Here is a 234-nt window from a genome sequence, read left to right as displayed (position 1 = left end):
CGCTGATCCCGCTGTTCGTCTATGTGATCGCCGCGTTCCTGATTGCGGCCATGCAGCCCGAGCTGACCAAGATCGACCAGATCTCGGGCAGCCGCGAGCTCAAGCTCAGCGATTTCGCCGCCTTCATCATGCTGTGCATCGCCGGCGCCTTCGTGCTCTTCCAGGTGCAATCGCTGGCGCAGGGCATTGTCGGCGCATTCGGCACACCTGTCGGGCATGAGGCGCGGCGCCAGG

The 234-nt window shown here is 64.5% G+C and carries 1 pseudogene; it reads left to right on the top strand.

Features of this window, described 5'->3' with window-relative positions:
• Window positions 1-234: pseudogene (locus EOD29_RS35245) on the top strand (conjugal transfer protein TrbL); the annotation flags it as partial.

This window comes from Mesorhizobium sp. M1A.T.Ca.IN.004.03.1.1, assembly GCF_003997555.1.
GTDB lineage: Bacteria > Pseudomonadota > Alphaproteobacteria > Rhizobiales > Rhizobiaceae > Mesorhizobium.
This window is presented reverse-complemented; position numbering and strand designations above follow the sequence as displayed.